Origin of the sequence: Acidithiobacillus sp., from assembly GCF_049965315.1 — a bacterium.
Classification (GTDB): Bacteria; Pseudomonadota; Gammaproteobacteria; order Acidithiobacillales; family Acidithiobacillaceae; genus Acidithiobacillus_B.
The window spans coordinates 33,254-40,370 of sequence record NZ_JBMFWL010000015.1 but is presented as its reverse complement, the minus strand read 5'-3'; the positions used below and the strand labels follow the sequence as shown (position 1 = coordinate 40,370).

Below are 7,117 nucleotides of genomic sequence, written 5' to 3'. Positions count from 1 at the left end.
TGCCGAGGCCCCCTGCATGGCGGCTGGGCCGCTGCGAGTCGGGTGCGCTCCAATCAGTCGTGGCGCCTGCAGCGGAGCCGGGCAATTCAGATCGTGATATTGCCGTCCTTATTCCTACGGAGGAGAATGCTTGCCGCGGGTTGTCCCATATTTTTTAAGCCATTGCCATGCAAAAGCACCGGGGCCATGGGGTAGTTCATTAACTGGATTGGTGCGAAAGGGGGGATTCGAACCCCCACGCCATGCGGCGCTGGAACCTAAATCCAGTGCGTCTACCAATTCCGCCACTCTCGCCTATGCCTTATTCTAATAGCTTATGGATCGAAGGGACAATCACCTGGATGAATGCGAGGTTTGCCATGGTCAAGTCACAACAGCCCCGTTTGCGCCGCCTTTTGGTCGTGGAATCGGCCCGGATCATGGCCGAGGAGGGGGTGGCGGATTTCCGGGCGGCGAAGGAGAAGGCGGCGCGGCGCCTGGGCATTGCGGGGGAGGCGCAGCAACTCTGGCCGAGCAACGCCGAGGTCCATGCCGAACTGCAGTCGCGCCTGGCGCTCTTCCATGGCGATGCCCATGATGCCGAGCTGCAACACCTGCGGCGTACCGCTCTGGCGGCCATGAACTGGCTGGGGGACTTTGCTCCGCGCTTGAGCGGGCCGGTCCTGGAAGGTACGGCTACCGGCCATTCCGCCATCGTCCTCCATCTTTTTGCAGATACCCCAGAAAGCGTGCTGTTTTTCCTCTTGGATCAGGGGGCGAGCTATGAGGAGGGGCGGCAAATGCTGCATTTTGGCGAGCAGACGCCCCGGGAGTATCCGGTCCTGCGCCTGCCTTATGCGGGCTGCGAGCTGCGGCTGGTGATCTTCGGCCTGGACGAGGATCGGCGCAGCCCCGCCTCGCCGGTGGATGGCAAGCCCTTGCGGCGGATCAACGCGGCGCAGTTGCAACGCCTGCTGGATGCCTCCCCCGCGGCCAGCCCGCTCGTGGACAGCGCGGGGCGCTGACGCCGCCCTTTGCGCTACTCCTGTGCGGCGGGGAGGGGCAGGTCCTCCCGGGGCCGCAGGTGTTGCCAGCTCACCAGGGCCAGGGCGAGGAAGATGGCGGCCATGCCGATGCCCTCCCAGCCCCCCGGCCGCTCCCCCAGTTGCGCCCAGGCCGCGAGCACGCCGATGAGGGGGGCGGCTAGGGTGCCCATGCCGGCGATGCCCGAGGGCAGTTTGTGCAGTGCGTAGGTCCAGAGGAGCCAGGCCAGGGCGTTGCCGGGGACGGCGTTATAGATCAGGGCGGCGACGAAGGTGGGGGTCCAGTGGATCGTCCAGGGGTCCAGGAGCAAGGCCAGGAGGGTCAAGGCCAGGCCGCCAAAGGCCATTTGCCAGGCGGTGACATTGAGCAGGTCCGGGCGGCGCGGCGCGTGGCGCTTTTGCCAGAGGGCCGAAGCCGCCCAGGAGATGCCGGCCAGCAAGGCCAGCAGCGTCCCTGCCCATTGACCGCGATAGTGCCATGGTTCCAGGATGCAGAGCAGGCCGAACAAGGCCAGGGCCAAGGCGGGCCATTGCAGTCCATGCACCCGTTCGCCCAGCACCGGCCAGGCAAAAAGGATCAGCCAGATGGGCATCATGTAGACGAGGATGGCGGTCTTGCCCGCTCCGCCATATTCCAGTGCCCAGAGGGTGAAGCCCACGAAGCCGGTGGTTTGCAGCAAGCCGAGGGGCAGGATGAAGCGCCAGGGCGGCATGGCCAGCGGGCGTCTGAGCAGGATCAGCAACGGAAAGAGCACGGCCACCCCGATCAGCACCCGCAGCGCCGCAAAGAGCAGCGGCGGGCAGTCGGCCAGGGCGACCTTCATGACGACCCAGTTGTATCCCCAGATCAGGGAGAGCAAGGCGAGGGCGGCCATGGGCAGGGCCGGGGTCTTGGGCATGCGGCGCGATTCCTGCGCTGTTGAGGATGGGAACGGCTAACGGTGATGGGGCTTGGCCCGGTCGTATTGCGGCGGCCAGGCCAGATCATCGCCCAGGACCAGGGCGGCATGCAAGGGCCAGTAGGGGTCGCGCAGCATTTCGCGGGCCAGGCTGACGGCATCGGCCTGTTCCGTGACCAGGATATGCTCGGCCTGGGCGGCGGCGGTGATGAGGCCGACGGCCACGGTGGGGATGCCCACGGCATGGCGGATGGCGGCGGCGAAAGCGGTCTGGAAACCCGGTGCCGCCGGAATCCGGGCATCGGGAGTCATGCCGCCGCTGGAGCAGTCGATGGCATCCACGCCCAGCTTTTTCAGGGCGGCGCTCAGGGTGATGGACTGCTCGATGTCCCAACCGCCCGCCACCCAGTCGCTGGCGGAAATCCGCACCCACATGGGCAGATCATCGGGCCAGATGGCGCGCAGCGCCGCGGTCACCTCCAGGGGGAAGCGCATGCGCTTTTCCAGGCTGCCGCCGTAGCCGTCCTCGCGCCGGTTGCTGATGGGGGAGAGGAAGCTGTGCAGGAGGTAGCCGTGGGCCATGTGGATCTCCAGGACCTGGAAACCGGCCGCCAGGGCGCGCCGGGCCGCGGCCTGGAAGTCCTCCAGGATTTGCTGGAAATCCGCCGCTTCCATGGCCCTGGGTAGGGTGTGTTCGCTGCTGAAGGCGACGGCGCTGGGGGCGACGGGTTGCCAGCCGCCGTCCTTGGGGGCAAGGGGATGGCCGCCGTGAAAAGGCGCCGCGGTGGACGCCTTGCGCCCCGCATGGGCGATCTGAATGGCGGGGGTGGCGCCCTGCTCGCGCAGGAAAGCGGCGATGGGGCGCAGGGCCTCGGCCTGCTCGTCGTTCCAGATGCCCAGGTCCTGGGGCGAAATGCGTCCGGCGGGACTGATCCCGCTGGCCTCGACCATGACCAGGCCGGCGCCGCCCACGGCGCGGCTGCCCAGGTGGACCATGTGCCAGTCCCGGGCCACCCCGTCGGGGGTGGAATATTGGCACATGGGCGCGACGCAGATGCGGTTGCGGATAAGCAGGCTGCGCTGCTGCCAGGGGGTGAACAGGCGGCTCGCGGGGCTCATGGCCGATCCCCCAGATAGCGGGCATAGTGATCCAGGGTCAGGCGCCAGCCCTCTTTGGCCGCGGGCTCGCGATAGCTGTCGCGGCGGTCGCTGAAGAAGCCATGGCCGGTGGCGGGGAAGACCGTCAGGGTATAGCGTTTGTCGGCGGCGCTCAGGGCGCTGGCGATGCGGCCATGCTCGTCGGGCCGGATGGAGCCGTCCCTGGCCCCGTAGAGGAGCAGGAGCGGGGCCTGCATCCGGGGAGCCAGATGCAGCAGGGGTTCGCGCCCCACCGCATCCTTTTCCGGCGCAATCCCGCCGCCATAGAAGGCCACCGTGGCCGAGAGCCGCCCGGCATGAATGGCGTTGGCCATGAAGGCATAGCGCCCGCCCATGCAAAAGCCCAGGGCGCCCACGGCATCTTTCCGGACTTCCGCGCGCTCGCCCAGGGCATCCAGGGCGAGGGCCGCCTCGGCCATGACCTGCTGGTCGTCCAGGGATTTCAGGTGGGCGATGGCGGCATCGAAATCGGTGTATTCATAGACCTTGCCGTGGTAGATGTCGGGAACGATGGCGCAATATCCCGCCCGCGCCAGGCGCTCGGCCACTTCCTGAAAGTGGGGATTGACGCCGAAGGCCTCGATGAATACGACGACGGCGGGATGGGGGCCGGCGGCCGCCGGCCGGGCATACCAGGCGCGCAAGTCAGGGCGCAGGTTCAGCCATTGTGAGTGGATCTCGCTCATTTTGCTCTCCTTGAGGAAGGATGGTTGTGCGACGGGCCGGGAGGGCATCGAGAGGGTCATCAAGTCGAACTCCCCGACCATGCACCAGGGACGGGCGGCAATCAGGCAGCCAGGGATTGCACATAGAGCTGCAATTGCCGCAGGCAGCGCTGATAGGCGTCCACGGACTGGGCGTTCTTGCCCAGGCCCACGCAGCCTTCGATGGCCGCCACGATGAACAGGGCCGCTTCCTGGGGGGCAATGTCGCCGCGCACCTTGCCTGCCTGCTGCCCCGCAGCCAGGGCATCGGCCATGGCCTTGATCCAGGCGTCGAGGATGCTTTGGAGGCCGCTGCGGAAGCGCTCGTCCAGGGGGCTCATTTCCTGGATGAGGTTGTTGAGAGGGCAGCCGAAACGGATGACGGCCTCGGAGGCGGACTGGATTTTTTCCTCGAGGATCCCCAGCAGGGCGGCGATGGGATCGCCGTCGCGGCGCAGGGGTTCGAACCAGCGCTCGGCAAGCTGCGGCCCGACGACTTCCTCCACCACCGCCAGACCCAGTTCATGCTTGGTGCCGAAGTGGTGGTAGAGGGCTCCCTTGCTCACGGAAGTCTTGGCGAGGATGCGCTCCAGGCTGGCCGCCTGGAAGCCGCACTCCAGGACCTCGCCATAGGCGGCGGCCAGGAGGTCGGCCCGGGTCTGCTCGGGATTGCGCGTCTTTTTCACGGGTTCGGATGTCATGATTTATAAAGATACCGACCAATCGGTATCTTGTCAAGATGGGGCCCCGTGTTGCTTGCTCCAGAGGGAGCGGTCCCGGACGTCACGGCCATGGGATTTCTTGTTTGCCTGCATCCTTTGGCTGGTTCCCGGCTCATCCCTCCGGCGGCGAACAGTTACTCTGCGGAGGCGGCGGGATCGCCCCCTTCGCCCGGGCTGCTGCGCCGCAGCAGAAAGCCTTTGAGATAGGCGCTTTCCGGCACGGCGGGGTGGATGGGGTGGTCCATGTCCTGGCCGCCCTCGCCGAGGATCTGGAAGTCGCCGCGCTGGGCGCCGAAGGCGATCTGCTGGAGCAGCATCTCGCGACTGAGGTGGTGGGAGCAGGAGGCGGTGAAGAGGAGGCCGCCGGGGCTGAGCAGGCGCATGGCCAGGTCATTGATGCGGCGGTAGGCAATGGTGCCCTCGTGCAGGTCCTTGCGCGACTTGATGAAGGCCGGCGGGTCCAGGATGACGAGATCGAAGCTTTCGCCGTGGTCCCGCAGGCTGCGGACGATGTCGAAGGCGTCTCCCTGCACGGTGCGGATGGGCGTGGCAATCTGGTTCAGGGCGGCGTTGTCCTGGAGCAGGGCGAGGGCGCTGGCCGAGGCGTCCACCGCCGTCACCGCCGCCGCCCCGGCCCGGGCCAGCGGAATGGCAAAGGCGCCGAGATAGGAAAAGAGGTCGAGTACCCGCCGCCCCGGGGCCAGAGGACGCAGACGGGCGCGATTGGCGCGGTGGTCATAAAACCACCCGGTCTTTTGGCCGGTCCGCGGCGAGAAATGGAAGCGGCAATCGTTTTCCTCCACCTCCAGGATCTCCGGAACGTGGCCGTGCAGCACTTCCACGCGCTCCGCAAGCCCTTCCAGGCTACGGGCCGGGCCGCTCCCCTTGATCAGGATGCCGGCGGGGCGCAGGAGGGTGAGCAGGGCCTCCTGCAGCAGGGCGAGATCCTGCTCCATGCCCAGGCTGCCGGGCTGGATGACGAGATAATCCTCGTAACGATCGATGACCAGGCCCGGCAAAAGGTCGCCTTCGCCGTGAACCAGGCGGTAATAAGGCTGGGCGAAGAGCCCTTGGCGCAGGGCGAGGGCCTGCTCCAGGCGGCGCCGGTAGAAGGCGGCGTCGATGCGCTCGCCGGGATCGCGGCTCAGCATCCGGCCGCAGAGCAGGGTGTGGGGATTGATGTGGGCCAGGCCCAGGGCGGCGCCCCCCGCATCCTCCACTCGGCAAACGCTGCCGGGCGCGATGGCCGTCAACGGCGTCGCGCGGGTGTCCACCTCATTGCTGTAGATCCACGGGTGGCCGGCGCGGAGGCGGCGGTCTTCCTTGGGGCGCAGGCGCAGTACGGGGTAAGGGAGGGTCTGGTTCATAAGGCTATCATAGCCGCCGGCAGAATCCTTGGATAGCCGCGGGTTCGCCGGGATGGACCGGCGCCCATGGACGGGGTTATATTTGCCGGGTTTTTCGCGTCGGGAGTCGTCATGTCCAAAGCAGATAGCGTGCGTGCCATCCGTTGGGAAGCCGATCGGTTGCTCCTGCTGGATCAACGGCGCTTGCCCCAGGAGGAGTTGATCCTGCGCCTGGAGGATTATCGGGAGGTGGTGGCGGCCATCCGCAACATGGCGGTGCGCGGCGCCCCGGCCATTGGCGTGACGGCGGCCTACGCCATGGCCCTGGCGGCCCGGGAGGCGGCACCCTATCCGGACTGGCGCGAGCGCCTGCGGGGTGCCGCCGAGCAGATCAAGGCCGCCCGGCCCACCGCAGTCAACCTGGCTTGGGCGGTGGATCGGCAATGGACCCTTGCGGAGCAGATGGGCGCAGGCGCCGATGTGGCGGCCGCCTTGTTGCAGGCCGCCCATGATCTTCTGGAGGAGGATATTGCCGCCAATCGGCGGATGGGGGCCTTTGGGGCGCCCCTCCTGCCCGATGGCGGCGTGCTGACCCATTGCAACACGGGCAGTCTGGCCACCGGCGGTTTCGGCACGGCCTTGGGCGTGATCCGGGCGGCCGTGGCGGCGGGCAAGGCCCTGCGGGTCTATGCCGATGAGACCCGTCCCTGGCTGCAGGGCTCCCGCCTGACCGCCTGGGAACTGCAAAAAGACGGCATCCCCTTTTCCTTGAATGTCGACGGCGCGGCGGCGGCGCTGATGCAGCATGGGCTCATTCAGGCGGTCATCGTCGGCGCGGACCGCATTGCCGCCAACGGCGATACGGCCAACAAGATCGGCACCTACGCCCTGGCCGTGCTGGCCCATTATCACGGCATCCCTTTTTACGTGGCCGCGCCCCTCAGCACGGTGGACTTCGCCATGGCCCATGGCGCGGGGATCGTGATCGAGGAACGCCCGCCCGAAGAGGTCACCCATTGCGCCGGCCTGGCCGTGGCGCCGGCGGGGGTGCAGGTGCGCAATCCGGCCTTTGATGTCACCCCGGCGGCCCTCATCAGCGCCATCATCACCGAGCGGGGGGTGGCCCGTCCTCCCTTCGCGGCCGCTTTGCGGGAGTTGCTGGGGGCGTGAATGCAGCAGGCCGCCCCTTGTGGCATACTCACACTTCGTCATGCGGTCGGCGCTTGTCTGCGGGCCGCGTCTTGGGTTGGCTTTAACCGCCGGGAG

At 67.4% G+C, this 7,117-nt stretch carries 7 protein-coding genes and 1 tRNA gene; 2 read left to right on the top strand and 6 right to left on the bottom strand.

Going from position 1 to position 7,117, the window contains the following annotated elements; genetic code table 11:
• Positions 1–209: 209 nt before the first annotated feature.
• Positions 210–294, bottom strand: a tRNA-Leu gene (locus ACP5MM_RS05615).
• A 65-nt stretch (positions 295–359) separates the two neighbouring features.
• Between ACP5MM_RS05615 and ACP5MM_RS05610 the strand changes: the two genes are divergently transcribed.
• Positions 360–1,004 (top strand): nucleotidyltransferase, encoded by a 645-nt coding sequence (locus tag ACP5MM_RS05610; RefSeq protein WP_427931599.1) that lies wholly within the window; start codon positions 360–362, stop codon positions 1,002–1,004.
• Between the two features lie 14 nt (positions 1,005–1,018).
• On the opposite strand, the gene ACP5MM_RS05605 is transcribed toward ACP5MM_RS05610, so the two are convergent.
• From ACP5MM_RS05605 to ACP5MM_RS05585, 5 genes are all read right to left on the bottom strand, one after another.
• Positions 1,019–1,921, bottom strand: coding sequence for a DMT family transporter (locus tag ACP5MM_RS05605; RefSeq protein WP_427934242.1), 903 nt, complete (start codon positions 1,919–1,921; stop codon positions 1,019–1,021).
• Positions 1,922–1,957: 36 nt separating this feature from the next.
• Positions 1,958–3,040: an NADH:flavin oxidoreductase/NADH oxidase gene (locus tag ACP5MM_RS05600; RefSeq protein WP_427931603.1), complete on the bottom strand. Its 1,083-nt coding sequence runs from the start codon at positions 3,038–3,040 to the stop codon at positions 1,958–1,960.
• Positions 3,037–3,765 carry a dienelactone hydrolase family protein gene (locus ACP5MM_RS05595; RefSeq protein WP_427934241.1) on the bottom strand — a complete coding sequence of 243 codons (729 nt, stop codon included), beginning with the start codon at positions 3,763–3,765 and terminating at the stop codon, positions 3,037–3,039. Before ACP5MM_RS05595 ends, ACP5MM_RS05600 begins: the two co-directional genes overlap by 4 nt.
• A gap of 101 nt (positions 3,766–3,866) precedes the next feature.
• Positions 3,867–4,469: a TetR/AcrR family transcriptional regulator gene (locus tag ACP5MM_RS05590; RefSeq protein ID WP_427931606.1), complete on the bottom strand. Its 603-nt coding sequence runs from the start codon at positions 4,467–4,469 to the stop codon at positions 3,867–3,869.
• A gap of 170 nt (positions 4,470–4,639) precedes the next feature.
• Entirely contained in the window at positions 4,640–5,872 is a 1,233-nt protein-coding gene (locus tag ACP5MM_RS05585) for a class I SAM-dependent rRNA methyltransferase (RefSeq protein WP_427931608.1), read from the bottom strand.
• 111 nt (positions 5,873–5,983) lie between these two features.
• On the opposite strand from ACP5MM_RS05585, the gene mtnA reads away from it, so the two are divergent.
• Entirely contained in the window at positions 5,984–7,021 is a 1,038-nt protein-coding gene (mtnA, locus tag ACP5MM_RS05580; protein ID WP_427934240.1) for an S-methyl-5-thioribose-1-phosphate isomerase, read from the top strand.
• The last annotated feature ends 96 nt before the right edge of the window (positions 7,022–7,117 follow it).

Excerpts from the sequence above, each read along its gene's own strand:
- ACP5MM_RS05610 (WP_427931599.1), top strand. The coding sequence starts at position 360 with ATGGTCAAGTCACAACAGCCCCGTTTGCGCCGCCTTTTGGTCGTGGAA.
- ACP5MM_RS05605 (WP_427934242.1), bottom strand. The coding sequence starts at position 1,921 with ATGCCCAAGACCCCGGCCCTGCCCATGGCCGCCCTCGCCTTGCTCTCC.
- mtnA (WP_427934240.1), top strand. The coding sequence starts at position 5,984 with ATGTCCAAAGCAGATAGCGTGCGTGCCATCCGTTGGGAAGCCGATCGG.
- ACP5MM_RS05585 (WP_427931608.1), bottom strand. The coding sequence starts at position 5,872 with ATGAACCAGACCCTCCCTTACCCCGTACTGCGCCTGCGCCCCAAGGAA.
- ACP5MM_RS05600 (WP_427931603.1), bottom strand. The coding sequence starts at position 3,040 with ATGAGCCCCGCGAGCCGCCTGTTCACCCCCTGGCAGCAGCGCAGCCTG.
- ACP5MM_RS05595 (WP_427934241.1), bottom strand. The coding sequence starts at position 3,765 with ATGAGCGAGATCCACTCACAATGGCTGAACCTGCGCCCTGACTTGCGC.